The sequence below is a fragment of the Shewanella oncorhynchi genome, from assembly GCF_012584455.1.
In the GTDB taxonomy this organism is placed as follows: domain Bacteria; phylum Pseudomonadota; class Gammaproteobacteria; order Enterobacterales; family Shewanellaceae; genus Shewanella; species Shewanella oncorhynchi.
On record NZ_JABAEB010000003.1, the window covers coordinates 208,034 to 226,247 of the forward strand.

The window sequence follows — 18,214 nt, forward strand, 5'->3', positions numbered from 1 at the left end:
GTGATTCGAATTGGTATTGATCCTGACCTGACTAAAAGCGGTGTGGCGACTGTCGTAAACGGCGAAATAGTGACGCTTAAAAGTATGGGGTTTAGTGAGTTGATTGAGTTTGTTGTTAGCAGTGCTGCTAGCTCGCCTTGCACTGTGTTACTCGAAGATGTGGATAACAAAAAGCCGGTGTTTCCTAAGCGGTTAAGGCAGTCGGCTAAAGGGCAAAACCCATTGCTTGCCTACGTTGGCTATGCACCTAGCCAAAGCGGATCTAACGCCAAGGTGAACATGAGTATCGCTGAGGATTTGGGCAAGGTGAAAGCCACGGCCAGACTGATTAAAGAAGTGCTTGAGGATAAGGGCATCAAAGTCACTTTGGTAAAGCCGCTGCGTGGTCCGATTAAAAAAGCCAAGGATAGCAGTGTTTATTTTAACAAGATCACCGGTTGGACGGGGCGCAGCAATGCCGACACTCGCGATGCTGCACTGATCGCCATGTTTGGGCAGGGGGAATAATGACAACTCTAAAATTATCGTTTGATGAGCGCATTGATAAAGCGATCGCATTCTATGTCACTCAAAAGTTATCGGTCATTGATTCTGCCCAGCGTGCTGACGTTAGCAAAGGCGCACTCACTAGAGCGCTGAAAAAGCGCGGGGTTTTCCGTGATAGATCGGTTTTATGTGCTTCAAATCTTGAAAAGGCCATTGATTTATATGTTGGCGGCTATTCGATTTTAAAGGCGTGTAAAGAGGCTGGCGTTAGTAATTCCACGCTCAGTGATGCTTTATATCTGAGGAAGCTGGTCAGAGAAGATGTGACTCGCAAGCCTGAAAGCTCGGTATCGCGCATTGATCCGCTGGAATCGAAAGAGAGCCGTGTATTTCGCATGGCGCTGGCCATTATTCACAAAAGTGCGGCACCGACTGCGCCATCACCTCAAGGGACTGACAGATGATATCGATAGAGCGCGTATTTGAGTTGTTGTCGCCCCGCGGTGTTGCGATTGGCGCTGCAGTCGGTGGCAAAGGGGTTTTTAGTAAGGAGGATGCTATGGGTGTTGTCGCGCAGGTGCAGGGTAAGTATTTAGTCGGCGTTAAAGTATTAGAGGCCAGTATTTGCGGCGATATTGATGCCGAGAATTTGCTGATCAACGCCTTAGCCAAACAGTATGAAACCGACTTTAGGCCTGTTGCTGCTACTGCGTTGGCAAAGCTGGCAGTGAATGAGGTTTGTGGATCCCGCGTTTGCACTAAGTGCCATGGCACTAAGCTGAATTATCACCGCAATGGTGAGTGTCTACATTGCTGCGGTACCGGAAAGATGTTGAACACGGTTGAGCAGCTGACTAAATCGTTTTGTGATTTAAGCGGTACTAAGATCACTGCAGAACAATTTAGCCAGCATTTTTACGACAAGTACATGACTGGCGTCGACACACTGCACCATCATCAAGCCGATGCCGAACGCCATGCAAAGCGGGTATTGCGCTTAGTCGCTGCTGAAAATGAGCAGGTGAACTAATGAGTACACCAGATAACAGACTTAAATTTAATGACGTCCCTTGGCAGCAAGGTCGCGTTCTTTCCACAAGACACACTCGCCGCTGGAGTAAGCAAGAACTTGAGAAAGTCACAAGGATAGAACGCCGCACCGCCTTTGCTCACTTTTATGCCCATGATGAAGGCCAAGGACGCGAGTTTGTGTATCAATTTGATAGCGCTGAAGAGTGTGCGAAAGCGGTTAATGAGCACAACAAAGCGCTAGCTGAGGCACTATCTAAATGATTGAGACAGTAAACGACTTAGTTAAGCGCCTAGTTAAAGAAGCTGATCAACTCGAGTCTATGGGCTCGGTTGATTTGGCCTGTGGCGTTCAGGCTGCAGTGCGGGTGATCCGTGATGAATTAGATGCTAATGCCGCGATTGGTAATGCTGACAGCCACCGCATCGAGCCGCTAGAACGCCAGAACAAACGCTTGATGGCGGTACTCGCCAAGCAGTCAGTATTGAATGAACGCTTTGATTTGCTCTGTAAAGACAGCGTGTTATCAACGCCTGAATATAAAGCTATGGTGTTTGCCAAAGAGGCGATTAAACGCCAGATCAATGCGCTGCCAAAGTGCAGAACCTGCCGTGGCTTTGGCAAAGTGAGGCCGATGTTTGCGCTGTATTGCTGTGATCAATGCGGCGGTATCGGCGTGAATATTGCGGCTTATAGCGAGCTGGTTAAGCTGCAGCAATCCTTGATCCTGACTGAGTTTGAGTTGATTGAAAAACTGATTGCTGACTTGTTTAAGGTGGGGTTATCACCTGCAGATAAAGAAGCCATTGCCATCGAGTATTTTTACGCGGATTGCAGCACTAACCTGAGGTGTGACTAATGGCCGTGACCTGTATTGCGTTAAGTGACGCCGCCATTAAACGGGCGGTTGCCGATCAGTCTATTACTGAAATTAGGGACCCAAGGTTTCCGCTGCGACTGCGTTTGGCCAGTTCACGCAGCCGTGGTAGCTGGCACTTAATCACTTATAAAGATGGCAAGGCGAATTGGGCTAAGGTTGCCGACTGGCCACTAGTGAGCGCTAAGGCCATGCTGGATGATTTACCGTCGTTAAGCATGCAGCATAGGCAAGATCAGAGTGTGAAGGTTAATACCTGGCTAAGTTGCGGCGGGTTATTAAATTGGTATTTAAGCCGGTCACAAACGGATACCAGTTTATCGTTGAAGCGCAAACGCAATATCAAGTGCGCCATCACCAAGCACTTAATCCCTGTGCTGGGTGATGTGATGCTAAGTGAGCTTAATCATCATAAGGTTGATGAACTATTGATTTGGCCCCTGCAGGCTCGCTACGCATTGGGCAGCGTTCGCCAGTATTACGCTATTTTACGTAAGGCCTTCAAACAGGCGACAGTGCTTAAGTTGATTAGTGATGATCCGCTGGCATCATTGAGTTTTACCGATTTTATCTCGACACCCATTGCGACTAAGCCGCCAAAACTACAATCCACTGATCTGCTGCAGCTGCTGACGAATATAGGTAATGCTAACGATGGCGCCGCCATGCTGATATTTATCATGCTGGCTTACGGTACCCGTATCGGTGAAACCCGTTTACTGCGCTGGACCTATTACGACGAGGCCAATGCTAAGTTGGTTATCCCTGCCGACATTACTAAGACGCATGCCCAACTGACTATCCCGATCACCCTATTAATGGCTGATGTATTACGTTGGCATAAATCCACGCAGGAAGCAGCAGGGTATCGCGGCGGGTATTTATTTCCGCATCCTTGTCGCAATGGTGGATTAGATGAACGGTCGGCGAATAGTTTGGTTAAGCAAGTGAGTAACAGTGAATGGACTGCCCATGATTTACGCAAGCTAGCAAGGTCGTGTTGGGCTGACTTAGGCATTGATTACATGGTGGCCGAGCAGATGTTAAACCACTCGATGACCAAGCTCGATCAAGCGTATATCCATACCTATTTAGCAGACCAAAAGAGGGCTGCAATTGAGTTGTGGCACAGTCATTTAATGGCAATTTATAACCCATTTATTGGTCGTGTAAATCAAGACAGTGCCAAGACAGGAATTAATTGTAAATCAGCCTAAACCGTTGGTGTAATTGGTTTGCGGGTGAGTTTATGCATCTTCACAAAGGGAAGATATTTAATATCATATAAAGGTAATGGTGGCTGTTAATAATTTACAGTTAGTAAGTTATGGAAAAATTCCAAAGCATTTTACTTGTTTTTATTCGCTAGTGACTGATTTTCTGATAGATTCAAAGCCAATGATATCTTCTGATTAGCAGGGAACTCCGTGTCGCTATTGCCTCTACTTCGCCCATACTTACTGTGTATGGTAATTGCCTTAAGCACTATCCATACCGCAAAAGTACTTGCCTCTACACAAAGTGTTAAAGTTCCTAGCCAGGAGCAATCTTGGGTCATTCAGCAAATTATGCAACTGCAAGAACGCAGCATTCGGCTAGAGGTTTTGCTTCAGCAACAAACTCAGACCAATAGTAATGTAAAAGAGACAGAAAAGGAGTTCCGGCAACTGCAATTACAACTGATGGAGCTGAAAGAGAAGTTGGCTGCACAGGCAGACAATCAGTTAAGGGAGACAAAAAGCTATGACAATCGGATTTCAGATATAAATTCATTTGTAAATATCTGGGGCGGGATCCTCTCAACATTTGGCTTAATAATAACTGTTGGTGCTATTTGGTTAGGTTATTCAGCAAAAAATAAAGCAGTAGCGGAAGCAAAATTAGAAGCGAGAGAATTTTTTTCATCAGCAGGGGCGCTTCTTTTACAGGATGAACGAACCCGATTCGACCAATTAAGAGACAGTTTTGAACAGCAAATTATTGAATTGCAATCTAAGTTTAAATCACATAATAATCAGCTGGTTGCGCTCTCATACTTAAATAAAGCTCACGAGTATGAAAAAGATGGTAAATCTGAGGTTGCATTCTCAATATATAATGAGATTTTTGATAAATTTTTTGATGACAAATCTCCTGAAATTCAAGAGATAGTTGCAAAAGCGCTTTTGAATAAAGCGAATTTGCACAGAAGAATGGGTGCTATGGAAGCCGCAATAGCAGTTTTTGATGACTTAATCACCCGGTTCGAAAATGTGTCTTCAGTGGGAGTTCAAGAGCAAGTTGCTAATTCATTGCTGAATAAAGGATATATCCAAGGAGAGCTTGGACTGATTGAGGCTTCAATTAATACATATAATGAAATTGAACATAGGTTTGCTGATTCGTCAGAATTGGTCATCTCTCAGACAGTCAATGGCGCACGAATTAACAAAGCAAACAGGTTGGCAGAATCTGGAAGGAAACCCGAAGCCATTGCTATCTATGATGAAATTCTTAAGCAGTGTGCTATTGTTTCCGAGCCTGAGTTTGAAAGGCTTGCTGTGATTACCAAGATCAATAGATCTAGTATTTTTTTGGAACAAGAGAAATATGATGAAGCAAATCTAGGTTATGACGAAATTCTGAGTAAAAAAGGAACTGAATTTGTTTTTGCAGAGGATATCGCCAAAGCCCAGTTTGGGAAAGGAGTAGTCCTTTTAAAACTTGATATAGCTGAACAAGCTTTGGAGCACTTTAAATCAGCTTATATGTTTTTTAAGGATTTAACGAACACAGATGCTCAAGAGTTTGTGGCCTTAAATTTATTTTACCAAATCAATGCGCTTAAGATTCTTGATAGAATGGATGAATCAAGCGTGCTAGTAGATGAGATTGTTAAGCGATTTGGAAAATCTCCTGTTCCAAAGTTAAAAGGTCAAGTTGCTTGTACATATAACACTTTAGGTTTTGATTTATTATGTAAAGGTAAGGCTGAATTAATTAATCAAAATACTGAATCTGCTCAGTTAATAATTAAAAAATCACTTGACAACTTCAATAATGCATTGAGTTATCTTCAAGATGGCAAGTCAAATGGAATGATTGCTGGTAATCGAGCTTATGCACTTGCATTGTTAGGAGATCATCAGTTGGCTGAGTCGTTGTTTGCTGAAGCTTTGCGCGCAGATGATTTTGGTGGGAAGAAATTATATGAAGCAACTCTCAAGGATTTTGATATTTCCCCGGTGGACGAGGACAAGCTAATGCGTGAGATTGTTGAACGCCAGTGGCAACTTTGGTCAACAGAACAAACTGTTCTAGCTGATGGGACACCCGTAAAATAGAAAGGTCAGTAAATTGACCTAATTGGTTATACTTTGTAGCCTTAACGTCATGGTTATTGAGTAGGAACCTGGCTATGTGCGGTGATTAAGTATTGACGGAATGATATTGGGAGACTCGGTGCTGAGTCATCTTGGGATTCCATTTAAGCCACAGACTAATTTAGATTTGCGCCCGACTGAAAGGGTTTCTGTGATTACAACTGATGAGCGTCGGCTTTACCAGCAAGACTGTTCTTGGGGAATTAAACCTAATTGGTCTAAGTCTCTGCTAATCAATGCTCAAGCTGAAACCGTAAGAGAAAAGAAAACCTTCGCTAATGCGTTTGCGCACCATCGCTGTGTTGTTCCATGTTCTGGATGGTATCGAACAAAAGTGGGCAATGCGGCGTGAGCTACTGACGCCACAGTACACTACTAAGTGGGATTGTTTGCCAAGGATAAAGTGCTAAGTTAGTTGTTTAAAATTCACATAGTAATTGAGTGTGACTGAAACTATTTAATTAATCTGTAGCAATCCTTTGGCGGATATTTAATCTATTTTAATTGGTGAGAAAATTTATGAGTCATGCTGATAGTGGAAAAGCATTTTCAACATGTGTTTACCAAAATGTACGGATAAAACAGGCTGATGCTTTTACTCGTTTCATAGATAGTAGAAGTTCTACAAAAGCATATGTTGTTAATCTAAATGGAGCTTGGGGCACAGGAAAGTCATTTTTTGTAAACAATTGGTGTCATAGACTTAAAGAAAATAGTTATGCATCAATAAAGATAGACGTATGGGAATCTGATTACCTGAATGATCCTCTTGCTATATTGACATCCGAGTTGCTAACTGAGCTTGAAAAATATGACATTGTAGACTTTTATGAATCTGAAAAGAGAATTTTTAATGTTGGTTGGAAATTGGCTAAGAATTTTTTGCCAGTTATCATGATGGCAATTGGGCAACACTATTTGGGTAAGGATTTTAATGAGATTCTTAAAGAAATTGGTGTTTCAACTAAAGATTTAGCAAATGACCGTAACTCTCCGGTAAATAGAATGGGAGATTTTGGTGAACATATCTTTTCTACGCATAAAATGCATAAAGAGTTTGTTCATGATTTTAAACGTGAACTAACTAATCTTATCTCTATAGTTTGCGAAAAATCTGGGAAGGATAGGGTTTATATTTTTATTGATGAACTAGATCGATGCAGGCCGACATATGCAATTGAAATGCTTGAGGTTGTGAAGCATTTGTTTGATATACCTAGACTGGTATTTGTTATGTCAACAGATACAAAACAACTAGAGAGTTCAATAAAGTCTTTATATGGTGAACAATTTGATGCTGAAGAATATTTAAGTAGATTTTTTCAGAGGAGATTAACTTTGTCAAAACCTAAATATTTTGACTTTGTTAAGTCAATGGATGCTTTTTCTCTGGTGAACTTTGAAAATTGCTTAATTTATCCTCCGATGGACAAAGAGTCTGCTCAAAGTGTTTTTGCGCTGTTTTGTGAATATAACGATGTTTCACTTAGAAGAGCAGAGCAACTATGTGCAAGAGTTGATGCTGCGTTAGTTAATTTACCAAGTAATGCTGCAGTTTTTTTCTTAGAGTTAGTGGGCAGCATTTTTAGTTATGAGTTATATCCAAAGTATAACATTAAGTATAACAATATGTTTGAACATGGTCCGCATGAACAAAATGGATTTAAATATAATATTAAGATTATAGGGAATGTCAATGACATTAATCCAAATACTGTTTTAAATTTTCATAGAGTTGTATGGGATTTGATTTTGAGTTTTAAAAATTCCTATGGTAATAAACATGGGTTGTCTTCGATAATAGAAAAAGATATTTTTCAGAATTTTACAGGAGGTATAGAACGATGTTATGTACAGAAGCGTGTTGGAGGTTTACCTTATTTTATTGGTCACCTCCCAACTTCTGATGTTAAAGCCGTTGATATGTTGGTTGAACTATTAAATAAAATTAATAGCGACAAGGCAATTATTCTTTCAGGAGATGATTTAGAAGAATTCTTACATATATTTGAAAGTATTTCGTAACGATATAAAATGAAATCTTTGTCGCTTACTCGAAAGTGGATACTACTAGTAATTTGGTGGCAACAATTGATAAGTTGTGTTTTTCTAACTAAAAAATTACTTCTTAGTGTTGGAAGTCAATGCGAGTTGCTTACCTTTACAGACAGATAATGGCAAAATGATTTATGATTTATGATTATATAGGTAGATAAACACGCATTGACCCAGTAAACACTATTTACTATCCTATTATAACAATGCGGGTTATAGCACCTAAAGCCACCTAACAGGTGGCTTTTCGCTGTCTAGACCTTCTGGATTATTCAAGCCTCAGCACCTGCTGGGGCTTTTTGTTTTGGGGCTAATTCAATGCGCAATAAGATGATAGTCACAGGTCTTAGCCTATCAGCTGCAGCATTCATTACCTTGATCACCTCAGAAGGGTTTGCGCCAGTCGCAACAGTGCCGGTGCAAGGAGATAGACCAACAGGTGGCTTTGGTTCCACGTATCACGCAGATGGACGGCCCGTAAAGCTTGGCGAGAAATTCACCCCTATTAATGCGCTTACAACAGCTAAAGCTCACATCTCAAAGGATGAAGAACGCTTCCGTAATAGCTTACCGAATGCCGAGCTTAACCAAGCATCTTACGATCTCTATATCGATTGGGTTTACCAGTACGGCATTGGCCGATGGTCAGACTCACCCATGCGTGATCATGTAATCAAAGGCGAATATCAAGATGCATGTGATGCGCTGCTACTGCCGCAGTATCGTACTGTCGCTGGCTATGACTGTTCAACACCTGGCAACAAAAGCTGCTATGGCGTATGGGTTCGAGTGCAAGAGCGGCATAAGCGCTGCCTCGATTCACTGCAGTAGATTCACTCTAAATAATATCCAACACAACGCGATTAGAAGCGATTACAGAAGGGTTTTAATTCATGATGTCAGCGGTCAAATCATTCGGTAAAGGCTTTGAAATCAACGACTATGAATCGGTTGAGGCGTTGTCAGTGGGGGTGGGGCGGGTCGAAACCTTGGGGCTTTTGCCTAACTGACCGTGCGCTCCCATCTTTATACAAAACCGCGAAATGAAACCTTTTTTTCTGGCGCAGGAAGGTCTTGAAAATGTTCAGTACATTAAAGAATAAAATCATTGCGTTAGTTATCGGTTTATTGGTCGTTTCCATTTTTGCTTTAGGTGTGTTTTTGATGATAAATCAGGGTCAAATAGCACAGTTAAAGAGTGATTTGGCTATATCTGAGCAATCAAGGGAAAACTTGCAAAAGGATTTGACCTCTGTTTCAGACTCGCTTGAAGTTGCTGAAAAAGATAAAGAAAACCTGTTATCTAGCCTTAGCTTATTAGCGAAAGCATTAAGCGATCGAGAACGTGACCGGAATGAAATTAAGCAGGAATTTGCCGCAAGTAATAAAGAATTGAAGCAAATTTTTAACGGGGCCAGTGATGAAAAAACGAAATCTTGGGGCACTGCTGATATCCCTGCAGATCTTAATAGGGTGCTCGAGCGTTCAGCCAGATGTGCGAACCGTTACCGTCACCAAGATAAAGTATGTTTTTCCACCACAGGAACTGATCAGCCAGTGCCTAGCGCCACGATATTCCAGCAAGAAAAACCAAGAACTTTCTGAATACACCAATTCGTTGATTGAAGTGATTTCATTGTGTGACCGAGATTGGCTAGCACTAGAAAACTGGATTAACGAGCAAAAATCAAAACTGTCTACCGAGTGATCGGAGGCTAACAATGAATATCAAACCATTGGCGCCAATTATGGATAAAGCTACGACAACCGGAAGCTATATTGCTTCGATCTCAACAGCAATAGGCGGCTTTTTGTCACTCAACAATATTGCGTTATTGCTTGGTATCGCATCAACAATCGCTTTATTCGTAGTTCAATTTCGCCTCTCGCGAGAAAAGAAAAAGCAAAACCGAGAATTTCACGAAGCGAGAATGGCAGCGATTAAGCAAGGCAACTTAAAAGTAATCAATATGGATGATGGCAATGAATAAAGTCGTAGTAATCTTCAATGGCGCTATCGTTTCAGTTCCAGCTGTCGAATCTGATATTGGTAATGGCGGCAATGGCGCAAAATCATTAGTGCCATTGGTACCCGCTGATTGGGTTGATGTTACTGCATTAAATGCGGCATACCCAACATTTCAGGGCAGTACCAAGCCGCCAGTTATCAATCAAAGTACTCACGACGATTTAATTGAGCAAATGAAAGCCTTGACCGCTGCCATTAACGCCCAAACCACAGCGATCAGTCAGCTGGTAAATAGTAACCTTGAAATCGTTGATCAGATGATGGCCGCAGAGCCAGAAGAAGAAAAACAATCAGGCTATTTAGATGGCTCCGATGAGCTATGAGTCAAAAACCTAGCTGGCGTGATGACAAGCGTAAAACCGCTGAACGTGGTTATGGTGGGCGCTGGCAAAAAGCCAGAGAAACATTCTTAAGTCGCCACCCGCTTTGTTGCTTCTGCGAACAAAAAGGCAAGATCACAGCCGCGACAGTCGTGGACCACAAAATCCCGCACCAAGGGGATCAAAAATTATTCTGGGACACCAACAACTGGCAACCGCTTTGTAAGCTTTGCCACGATAGCACTAAAAAAATAATGGAGAATAGAGGGGTAAAGCCTGGCGCTGATGAAAGCGGCAAGCCTACAGACCCTAACCACCATTGGAACAAGTATTGAGGTGAAAAGTGGCAGTAGGAAGAAAATCCATCCCCACTGCGCTCAAGCTAGTTACAGGGAACCCAGGCAAGCGGCCACTCAATAAAAAAGAGCCGAAATTGCAAGCTGGTATTCCTCGCATGCCAGCTCACTTAAGCCCAAGAGCCAAAGCCGCATGGAAGAAGCTCACCCTACTATTAAAAGACATGGGAGTTCTTACCCTTGCCGATGGTATGGCCCTTGAGCGTTTATGTGATGTTTACTCCGAAATCCTTGAGCTCAGAGACGAAATTAAGCAAAACGGCAGAACCTACCAAAGTATCAAAATCATCGGCGAAAACATCGATGAAGAAACCAAAGAACTTACGCAAGTCGAGCAAATGCTAATGAAGGCTAACCCAGCCGTGCAAATGCTGGCTGATGCCGATCGGCGCTTTAGAGCCTATCTCGTTGAATTTGGGCTAACCCCATCAGCCCGTAGCAAAGTACAGGTAACTGATGGCGCCAAGAAAAAAGACGAAGTCGACGAATTCTTCGGATGATATAGAAGATCGCGTCACTCGTTGGGCTAAGCAAGTTGCATCAGGTGAATTCTTAGCGGGACCAGACATCCGCAACGCCTGTAAACGGCACTTAAAAGACTTAGAAACAGGCCACGAACGTGGCATTTATTTTGACTTAGCCGCAGCAAACCGTGCGATCAGCTTTTTCCCAAAAGTATTGTGCTTAAGTGGCGGAGATCACGAAGGTAAGCCGTTCCATCTTCTAGATTGGCAAGCCTTTATCGTGGGCTCCTTGTTTGGTTGGAAAGATGCCGACCATACCCGCCGATTCCGCATGTGTTATGTCGAAAGTGGCAAGGGCTCCGGTAAATCACCGCTTGCAGGGGGAATCGGGCTTTACGGTTTAGTGGCTGATGGCGAGGCTAGCGCCGAAATTTATGCCGCGGCGACCAAAAAAGATCAGGCCATGGTGTTGTTCCGCGACGCAGTTTCAATGTTTAGGCAGTCGCCGCAACTTAGTGCAAGGCTAAAACCGTCTGGTACCGCGCAAAACGTGTGGAACCTAGCCTATCTCGAAAAGAACTCATTTTTTAGGCCAATCAGTTCGGACAACGGCCAATCAGGCCCACGTCCACACATGGCGCTGATTGACGAAGTTCACGAACACAAGAATAACAACGTCGTTGAAATGATGCGCGCCGGCACCAAAGGCCGCAAGCAAGCGCTGATCTTCATGATCACCAACTCAGGCCACGACCGCACCAGCGTTTGTTACTCATACCACGAATATGGCAAGGCCATTTGTGCGGGTACCAAAGAAGATGATTCATTCTTCGCCTTTATCTGTTCTCTCGATGAAGGTGACGACCCAATCAATGATGAAAGCTGCTGGCCGAAAGCAAACCCGTCACTCGGGTATACCTTCACGCACAAATACCTGCGTGAACAGGTTACACAAGCCAAGGGCATGCCAGCCAAAGAGAGCATTGTTCGGCGCTTAAACTTCTGTCAGTGGGTAGATTCTGCCTCACCTTGGCTATCAGCCGACACATGGACAGATTGTGAAGATGATTTTGATATCAGCGAACTCGTCGGCGAAGAATGCTACGGCGGACTCGACTTATCAGGTACCCGAGATTTAACGGCATTAGCGCTTTACTTCCCTCGAGTAAAAACTTTATTAGTCGAGTTTTGGACGCCAAAAGACACCTTGCTTGACCGAGAACGCACCGATAACGTGCCGTATTCATCGTGGTTAAGGAATGGTTTTATCCATGCGCCACCCGGACACGCAGTCGATTACAGCTTTGTGGCCGAACGCATCGCCGAGCTATCAGCCCAGTTCGAGATAAAAGGCATCGGCTTTGACCAATACCGGATCCACTACCTTGAGCCGGAACTGGCCGAAGCAAACGTGTTTATCCCGCTGGTTAAGCATGGGCAAGGTTACTACAAGGCGTCAGAGTCAAACCTCTGGATGCCGCGATCAATTGAAGAGTTCGAAAAGCTGATCACCAGCAAGCAGATCAGAATCAAAACCAACCCATGCCTAAGGTGGAACGCAGCAAGCGCAGTGCTTGAGGCCGACGCCAAAGACAACCGTATTTTTACCAAGAAAAAATCCACAGGCCGCATCGATGGCGTAGTCGCCGCCGCAATGGCAGTGGGAACGGCATTAGAGTCAGATGGCATAGATGATACCGAAGATTGGTTAGCGGCGATAAAGGACCCAATTTACTAATGAACACACCACTTGCTCTATTCATTGTCCTAGCGCTCACAGGTTCATTACTGGCTGTCGCAGGCGTTTACATCCTTTTTGGGCTTGGCTGGTCATTGCTAGCGGGTTCATTGTTTGCATTCGCTGGCGCTTCATTTTTACGTAAAGGAATGACCGCGTGAAACCAACCAACTCACTAGGTTCTGTCATTGCGAAAGCCGCTAGCCAGCCATTTGCATCGTTAGATAGTTTTATGGGTAAAACCTTAAGACTCACAGACGGTGATTTTTGGTCGCAATTAATGGCAACCTCAAAAAGCGGCAAAACGGTTAATGTTAATACCGCTATGCAGCTTGCAGCTGTTTGGGCCTGTGTTCGCCGCATTGCTGAAACCGTTGCAATGCTGCCATTGGGGTTATACGAGCGCCAAAGTGACGGCGGCAGCATAAAGCTTCAAAGTAGTCTATCGAATGTGTTAAGCCTTAAGCCAAATGCAGATATGACTGCAATGCAGTTTTGGGAGGCTGTCATTGCCTCATTACTGCTAAAGGGTAATGCATTCATTGAGATCCACCGTTCAGGTTCAGACATTATCGCACTCGATTTCCTTATGCCGCACCGCATGGATATCGATCTCGCCGACAACGGCAGCCTAGTGTATTGGTACACACCTAGAAAGGGTAAAAAGCGTCAAATCGAAAAGCAAAACATGATGCACATTCCCGCATTCTCGCTCGATGGTTTGATTGGCTTATCGACAATTTCCTATGGTGCCAATGTATTTGGTGGTGCTATGTCAGCCGAAGATGTTAGCGCCAATACCTTTAAAAATGGGATGACAAAAACAGTCGCCTTCAAGGTAGATCGCATATTAAAACCTGAGCAGCGCGCAGAATTTCGTGAATATGTAAAAACTATCACTGGCGCAATGAACGCTGGCAAATCCCCCGTACTTGAGCAAGGTGTTACCCCTGAGTTGATCGGCATCAACCCGATTGATGCCCAGTTACTCGAGTCGCGAAACTACAGCGTAGAAGAAATATGCCGCTGGTTTTTAGTGGACCCTTCATTAATTGGTTTTGGTGGTAAAGATAGCAACTGGGGTACAGGGTTAGAGCAGAAGATGATCGGCTTTGTCACCTTAACCTTATCGACTTGGATTTGCCGTATTGAGCAGTCAATTAATATCAATTTACTGACTCCAGAACAACGTCAAAAGCAATACGCAAAATATAACCTTGAAGCCCTACTTCGTGGCGATAGCGCATCACGGGCAGAGTTCTACAGCAAAATGACTCAAAACGGCATTTATACCCGTGACGACTGCCGCGTTAAAGAAAACTTACCGCGCCGTGGCGGCAACGCCGATGTGTTAACTGTTCAAACCAACTTAGCCCCCATTGATCAGTTGGGTGCTCAATCTGAATCTGCAAAAGTACAAGCCGCATTAAATAGCTGGCTTAATCAAGACAATTAGGGGTAAACCATGCCATTTCCAAAAAGCTTCTCGCAGAGCGGAGTGCGCTGCGATATTTCTCCGCGCGCGCAAGAGCTGTGGAACCCAGCGATTCAGGCCGCGGTTGAAAACACTGAATCTACCATTACGGTTTACGGCATCATTGGCGAGGACTGGTATGGCGAAGGCGTCACACTGAAGCGTATCGATGCTGCGCTACGCAGTATCGGCGCAGATAAAGATGTGACCGTCTACATCAATTCTCCTGGTGGCGATATGTTCGAAGGTATCGCCATTTATAACCGCTTGCTTGAGCACAAAGGTAAAGTGACCACCAAAGTGCTTGGCCTTGCTGCTTCTGCTGCATCCGTCATTTACATGGCTGGTGCTGATGATGCGCGCTTTGTCGCCAGCTCTGCCTTTCTGATGATCCACAACTGCTGGGTATTTGCCATCGGTAACCGCCATGCATTGCGAAACATTGCTGATGACATGGAAGAATTCGATGCTGCCATGGTCGATTTGTATGTTGAAGGCAGTGGGCAGAGTGAAAAAGCCATAGCAACCATGATGGATGAAGAAACCTTTATCCGCGGAAAAAAGGCCGTAGAACTTGGCTTTGCGGCTGGCACCTTATCCGCTGCTGAAATTGGCGAATCAACCGACAACACCAGCGCGAACTCACTACGAAAAGTCGATGCCGCTATGGCAAAAGCAGGCGTTCCGCGCAGTGAACGCCGTCAACTATTGCAAGATTTAAAGTCCAGTACGCCGAGCGCTGCTGGCGGCATCACGCTAAATGCTGATGTGTCCGATACGCAAAACGCTGTCGCCCCCGATCTAACTGCGTTAATCAACGCATCAAACACCATTTTATCTAAATAACTGGAGGCGATTATGCCAAACCCAAATTTTGAAAAACAAGTAGAAGAATTAGGTGCCAATCTAACCAAGATTGGTGATCAAATTAAATCGGCGGCAGAAGAAACCAATAAGCAGATCAAGGCTTCTGGTGAAATGCATGCCGAAACCCGCGATAAGGTCGATAAGCTGCTGTTAGAACAGGGTGCCTTGCAAGCTCGCTTGCAAGAAGCTGAACAAAAGCTGCTTAAAGGTCCACAAAGTCAGCAAGAAGAATATGAGCCGTCGATCGGTGAGCGTGTGGCAAAACTTAAGGATGATGAAAGTTTTAATAGCTCATTCCGTGGTAGTCGCCGTGTGCAAATGCCGCGGTCAGCCATTACCTCTGCAACAGGTTCAGGTGCCGCCTTAGTTCGCCCTGATCGTATGGCAGGTATTATTGGCGGGCCTCAGCGCCGATTAACCATTCGAGATTTAGTCGCGCCAGGACAAACAGAAAGCAATAGTATCGAATATGTGAAGGAGTCTGGCTTTACCAATAATGCCGCTCCAACGGCTGAAAATACTCAAAAACCCTACTCAGAAATTACTTTCAGTTTAGTGAGTGCTGCAGTTCGTACCATTCCTCACTTGTTTAAAGCTAGCCGTCAGATATTGGATGATGCTAAACAATTACAAAGCTATATCGATGCTCGTGCGCGTTACGGTTTAATGCTTGCTGAAGAGACACAACTGCTGTACGGCAACAATACTGGCGCTAACCTGCACGGCATTATCACACAGGCAAGCGCTTACGTTAAACCAACGGGTGCAACGGTTGATACCGAGCAGCATATTGACCGAATCCGCTTAGCCTTGCTACAAGCTGCTTTAGCGGAATACGCTGCCGATGGTATCGTGCTGAACCCAATTGATTGGGCGGTGATCGAAATGCTCAAAGACAGCAACAAAAACTACTTAATCGGTAAGCCGCAAGGGCAAACTAGCCCAACCTTGTGGAACCGCCCGGTCGTAGAAACTCAATCGATTGTGCAAAACGAGTTCTTAGTCGGTGCCTTCCAAATGGGCGCGCAGATCTACGACCGTAGCGAAATTGAAGTCTTAATCTCTACCGAGAACGACAAAGACTTTGAGTTAAACATGGTGACTATCCGTGCTGAAGAACGTTTAGCACTTGCGGTTTATCGTCCTGAAGCGTTTGTCACTGGCGATTTCACTTTCGCCTAACAGCGCAAAATCACTTAACTGATAACTAAAAGCAAAAAGGCCGAATATCTTCGGCCTTTGTCGTTTTTATCAATACCAATTTATAGGAGCAATACCATGGCTAAAGTTCTCGCCATTGCACTTAAGTCCTTTTACTTTGAAAAGGAAGTAAAAACCCGCGCATCAAAACCATTTAAAGTTGATGAACATCATTTTAATGAGTTAAAGCACAACAAATTAGTCGATCACGCACCGGAAGAAAAAACAGAAGAAGCAGATGCTAAGGCCGTTGCAGAAGCTGAAGCCAAGGCAAAAGAAGAAGCAGATGCTAAGGCCGCTGCAGAAGCTGAAGCCAAGGCAAAAGAAGCAGATGCTAAGGCCGCTGCAGAAGCTGAAGCCAAGGCAAAAGAAGAAGCAGATGCTAAGGCCGCTGCCGCTGCTGCAAAAAAAGCTAAAGCTTAATCAGTTATTCAGGAGTCCTCAGTGAGCACCATTTCCCTAGAGCAAGCCAAGCAATTTCTTGACGTTATCCACGATGAGGATGATGCCAAACTGCAATTATTGCTCAATGCCGCCGAGGATGAAGCCTGTCAATTTATGGGAAGGGAATCCCTTACTATTCTGCTTGATGAAACGACTGCAGAGCTGCCAGCAAGTATCACTATGGGCGTAATGATTTTACTGCAAGCAAACTATCAAGCAACACCAGAAGATGCGGCAAAACTGCGCAAAGCAGCAGAAATAAAATTAACGCCATATCGAATAGGTTGGGGCATCTAATGCTAGCTCATCGTTTACGTCATCGGGTGCATATTCAACAACCGATAATAACTCAGGATCCCCAATCAGGTGGTGATCTCATCGAATGGCAAACCCTCATGTTAGGGGTAAAACCTCTCGATAAGCTCGCTGCAGAAGTATTAACAGGGGCTGGTCGCGAGTTTTATGCCGCAGATGCCAAGCAAGCTGAAACCAGCGCAAGAATTAATTTTCGTTGGTTCCCCATTGATTTAAGCCTCTTATACCAATGCCGCATTTTATGGGATGGCAGAACCTACAATATCCAATCGGTAGAAACCGACATAACAGGGCGTCAAGAGTGGCGGTTACGCTGCAAAGATGGCGTTAATCAGGGGCTTTAAGATGGCCGCAAAATTCGATTTCAGTCTCATTGGCTTAAAAGAAGTTAAAGCCAAAATGAACAAGGTTAGCCAAACCGTGCTTGATACGGGGACACGTACCGCGCTGCGCAAAGCCGCTGGCATAGTTAAAAAAGCGGCTCAAGAAAATTCGCTCAATGTGGACGATCCTAAAACAGGTAGGCGCATTCGCGACAACGTCACACTGCAGTTTGCTAGCCGGCTATTTCAACGCGAAGGCGTGATCATGTATCGAGTGGGTATCGCCACTAATCGCGGACGTATTCCAACCCCGAACGCCGACGAGGGTGCGCGCGGTAATACTCCACACTGGCATTTAGTCGAGTTCGGTACCGAACACGCTCAAGCACAGCCATTTATGCGCCCAGCACTGGCCAATAACATCAATCAAGTGATCGGCCGTTTTACGGTTGAATTTGATAAAGAACTCGATAAGGCACTTTCATGAGTATGGCGCCCATTTTTGTCGTGTGCCGAGCAAGCACTGCGGTAACTGATTTACTCGGTACCAATCCCACAAGGCTTTATCCATTTGGCCAAGCACCGCAAAACGTAGCCAAACCTTATGCGGTTTGGCAGGTGATCGGGGGTAGCCCTGAAAACTATATCTCAGGCCGACCCGATACCGACACTTTTGCACTGCAAGTTGATGTGTATGCCGATTCAGGAAATTCGGCTAATGATGTGGGTGATGCAATTCGCTTCGCCACTGAATTAGAGGCGCATACCACCAATTACAACGGTGACAGTCGCGACAAAGAAACAGGCAATTATCGTCACAGCTTTGACATCGATTGGATAGTCACACGCTAGCCCACTAAAACCATTTCATAAA

At 44.5% G+C, this 18,214-nt stretch carries 26 protein-coding genes and 1 pseudogene; all 27 read left to right on the forward strand.

The features are described from left to right. The gene (locus HGO26_RS05530) at nt 1–507 is read left to right on the forward strand and encodes a hypothetical protein (RefSeq protein WP_168823808.1); all 507 of its coding nucleotides are present in this window, start codon (nt 1–3) and stop codon (nt 505–507) included. Further along, entirely contained in the window at nt 507–950 is a 444-nt protein-coding gene (locus tag HGO26_RS05535) for a hypothetical protein (RefSeq protein ID WP_168823810.1), read from the forward strand. Before HGO26_RS05530 ends, HGO26_RS05535 begins: the two co-directional genes overlap by 1 nt. Continuing rightward, nucleotides 947–1,516: a TIGR02642 family protein gene (locus tag HGO26_RS05540; RefSeq protein WP_168823812.1), complete on the forward strand. Its 570-nt coding sequence runs from the start codon at nt 947–949 to the stop codon at nt 1,514–1,516. The genes HGO26_RS05535 and HGO26_RS05540 overlap by 4 nt, the downstream gene beginning before the upstream one ends. Then, nucleotides 1,516–1,779, forward strand: a complete 264-nt coding sequence (locus HGO26_RS05545) for a hypothetical protein (RefSeq protein ID WP_168823814.1) — start codon at nt 1,516–1,518, stop codon at nt 1,777–1,779. The genes HGO26_RS05540 and HGO26_RS05545 overlap by 1 nt, the downstream gene beginning before the upstream one ends. Continuing rightward, nucleotides 1,776–2,375 (forward strand): hypothetical protein, encoded by a 600-nt coding sequence (locus tag HGO26_RS05550; RefSeq protein WP_168823816.1) that lies wholly within the window; start codon nt 1,776–1,778, stop codon nt 2,373–2,375. The genes HGO26_RS05545 and HGO26_RS05550 overlap by 4 nt, the downstream gene beginning before the upstream one ends. After that, nucleotides 2,375–3,610, forward strand: a complete 1,236-nt coding sequence (locus HGO26_RS05555) for a tyrosine-type recombinase/integrase (RefSeq protein ID WP_168823819.1) — start codon at nt 2,375–2,377, stop codon at nt 3,608–3,610. Before HGO26_RS05550 ends, HGO26_RS05555 begins: the two co-directional genes overlap by 1 nt. A 210-nt stretch (nt 3,611–3,820) precedes the next feature. After that, entirely contained in the window at nt 3,821–5,716 is a 1,896-nt protein-coding gene (locus HGO26_RS05560) for a tetratricopeptide repeat protein (protein WP_168823821.1), read from the forward strand. A 100-nt stretch (nt 5,717–5,816) separates the two neighbouring features. Further along, complete coding sequence (locus HGO26_RS05565; RefSeq protein WP_168823823.1) at nt 5,817–6,107, forward strand: SOS response-associated peptidase family protein; 291 nt, start codon at nt 5,817–5,819, stop codon at nt 6,105–6,107. Beyond that, nucleotides 6,058–6,165: pseudogene (locus HGO26_RS05570) on the forward strand (DUF4113 domain-containing protein); the annotation flags it as partial. The gene HGO26_RS05565 and the pseudogene HGO26_RS05570, both read left to right, overlap by 50 nt. Before the next feature lie 109 nt (nt 6,166–6,274). After that, nucleotides 6,275–7,780 carry a KAP family P-loop NTPase fold protein gene (locus tag HGO26_RS05575; protein WP_168823825.1) on the forward strand — a complete coding sequence of 502 codons (1,506 nt, stop codon included), beginning with the start codon at nt 6,275–6,277 and terminating at the stop codon, nt 7,778–7,780. Nucleotides 7,781–8,128: 348 nt separating this feature from the next. Further along, nucleotides 8,129–8,641: a lysozyme gene (locus tag HGO26_RS05580; RefSeq protein WP_168823827.1), complete on the forward strand. Its 513-nt coding sequence runs from the start codon at nt 8,129–8,131 to the stop codon at nt 8,639–8,641. A gap of 249 nt (nt 8,642–8,890) precedes the next feature. Then, nucleotides 8,891–9,415 carry a hypothetical protein gene (locus tag HGO26_RS05585; RefSeq protein WP_168823829.1) on the forward strand — a complete coding sequence of 175 codons (525 nt, stop codon included), beginning with the start codon at nt 8,891–8,893 and terminating at the stop codon, nt 9,413–9,415. Continuing rightward, the gene (locus tag HGO26_RS22545; protein WP_425596651.1) at nt 9,330–9,518 is read left to right on the forward strand and encodes a hypothetical protein; all 189 of its coding nucleotides are present in this window, start codon (nt 9,330–9,332) and stop codon (nt 9,516–9,518) included. Before HGO26_RS05585 ends, HGO26_RS22545 begins: the two co-directional genes overlap by 86 nt. A 13-nt stretch (nt 9,519–9,531) precedes the next feature. Beyond that, nucleotides 9,532–9,801 (forward strand): HP1 family phage holin, encoded by a 270-nt coding sequence (locus HGO26_RS05590; RefSeq protein ID WP_012587930.1) that lies wholly within the window; start codon nt 9,532–9,534, stop codon nt 9,799–9,801. After that, nucleotides 9,794–10,162 (forward strand): hypothetical protein, encoded by a 369-nt coding sequence (locus tag HGO26_RS05595; RefSeq protein ID WP_168823831.1) that lies wholly within the window; start codon nt 9,794–9,796, stop codon nt 10,160–10,162. Before HGO26_RS05590 ends, HGO26_RS05595 begins: the two co-directional genes overlap by 8 nt. Next, nucleotides 10,159–10,494, forward strand: a complete 336-nt coding sequence (locus tag HGO26_RS05600; RefSeq protein ID WP_168823834.1) for an HNH endonuclease — start codon at nt 10,159–10,161, stop codon at nt 10,492–10,494. The genes HGO26_RS05595 and HGO26_RS05600 overlap by 4 nt, the downstream gene beginning before the upstream one ends. Nucleotides 10,495–10,502: 8 nt before the next feature. Beyond that, a complete protein-coding gene (locus tag HGO26_RS05605; protein WP_168823836.1) occupies nt 10,503–11,015 on the forward strand; it encodes a phage terminase small subunit P27 family in 513 nt (170 codons plus the stop codon). Then, nucleotides 10,972–12,717: a terminase large subunit gene (locus HGO26_RS05610; RefSeq protein ID WP_211085836.1), complete on the forward strand. Its 1,746-nt coding sequence runs from the start codon at nt 10,972–10,974 to the stop codon at nt 12,715–12,717. Before HGO26_RS05605 ends, HGO26_RS05610 begins: the two co-directional genes overlap by 44 nt. Then, a complete protein-coding gene (locus HGO26_RS05615; RefSeq protein WP_168823838.1) occupies nt 12,717–12,878 on the forward strand; it encodes a hypothetical protein in 162 nt (53 codons plus the stop codon). Before HGO26_RS05610 ends, HGO26_RS05615 begins: the two co-directional genes overlap by 1 nt. Beyond that, nucleotides 12,875–14,173, forward strand: coding sequence for a phage portal protein (locus HGO26_RS05620; protein WP_168823840.1), 1,299 nt, complete (start codon nt 12,875–12,877; stop codon nt 14,171–14,173). The genes HGO26_RS05615 and HGO26_RS05620 overlap by 4 nt, the downstream gene beginning before the upstream one ends. A 9-nt stretch (nt 14,174–14,182) precedes the next feature. After that, complete coding sequence (locus HGO26_RS05625) at nt 14,183–15,037, forward strand: head maturation protease, ClpP-related (protein WP_012587923.1); 855 nt, start codon at nt 14,183–14,185, stop codon at nt 15,035–15,037. Nucleotides 15,038–15,049: 12 nt separating this feature from the next. Beyond that, nucleotides 15,050–16,240, forward strand: a complete 1,191-nt coding sequence (locus tag HGO26_RS05630; protein ID WP_168823842.1) for a phage major capsid protein — start codon at nt 15,050–15,052, stop codon at nt 16,238–16,240. Nucleotides 16,241–16,336: 96 nt separating this feature from the next. Then, entirely contained in the window at nt 16,337–16,681 is a 345-nt protein-coding gene (locus HGO26_RS05635) for a hypothetical protein (protein ID WP_168823844.1), read from the forward strand. 21 nt (nt 16,682–16,702) lie between these two features. Continuing rightward, entirely contained in the window at nt 16,703–16,999 is a 297-nt protein-coding gene (locus HGO26_RS05640) for a head-tail connector protein (RefSeq protein ID WP_071938897.1), read from the forward strand. Next, nucleotides 16,999–17,361: a phage head closure protein gene (locus tag HGO26_RS05645; RefSeq protein ID WP_168823846.1), complete on the forward strand. Its 363-nt coding sequence runs from the start codon at nt 16,999–17,001 to the stop codon at nt 17,359–17,361. Before HGO26_RS05640 ends, HGO26_RS05645 begins: the two co-directional genes overlap by 1 nt. Nucleotide 17,362: 1 nt before the next feature. Then, a complete protein-coding gene (locus HGO26_RS05650) occupies nt 17,363–17,827 on the forward strand; it encodes an HK97-gp10 family putative phage morphogenesis protein (RefSeq protein WP_168823848.1) in 465 nt (154 codons plus the stop codon). Then, nucleotides 17,824–18,192, forward strand: a complete 369-nt coding sequence (locus HGO26_RS05655; RefSeq protein ID WP_168823850.1) for a DUF3168 domain-containing protein — start codon at nt 17,824–17,826, stop codon at nt 18,190–18,192. The genes HGO26_RS05650 and HGO26_RS05655 overlap by 4 nt, the downstream gene beginning before the upstream one ends. The last annotated feature ends 22 nt before the right edge of the window (nt 18,193–18,214 follow it).